This window comes from Cupriavidus sp. SIMBA_020 (assembly GCF_046535395.1).
In the GTDB taxonomy this organism is placed as follows: domain Bacteria; phylum Pseudomonadota; class Gammaproteobacteria; order Burkholderiales; family Burkholderiaceae; genus Cupriavidus; species Cupriavidus campinensis.
The window spans coordinates 1-261 of sequence record NZ_JAWRWU010000910.1 but is presented as its reverse complement, the minus strand read 5'-3'; the positions used below and the strand labels follow the sequence as shown (position 1 = coordinate 261).

The 261-nt window shown below is 65.5% G+C and carries 2 pseudogenes; one reads left to right on the top strand and one right to left on the bottom strand.

The annotated features are described in order from the left end of the window. Positions 1-157 (top strand): annotated as a pseudogene (locus SB751_RS32080) (LysR family transcriptional regulator); the annotation flags it as partial. Here the strand turns inward: SB751_RS32080 and SB751_RS32075 are convergent. Continuing rightward, positions 151-261, bottom strand: a pseudogene (locus tag SB751_RS32075) (glyoxylate/hydroxypyruvate reductase A); the annotation flags it as partial. The pseudogenes SB751_RS32080 and SB751_RS32075 overlap by 7 nt on opposite strands.

Here is a 261-nt window from a genome sequence, read left to right as displayed (position 1 = left end):
GCAATGGCAATCGCCGGAAGGCATCGTGCACTGCATTTACCCGTCGCGCCGCGGCATGATGCCCGCGGTGCGCACCTTGCTGGACTTTCTGTCGCAGCGCCTGCCCGCCACCTACCAAAGGCTGGAAAAGCAAGGCACTGCGTTGCCGGCTCAGTAACCGCGCGATCGATCGACGACGCCCGTGATGGGCTCGCCACGCATCAGCTGCGCGACCTTGGCCGCGATCTGCTCGATGCTTTCGTCGCGCAAGGTACGGGCGGC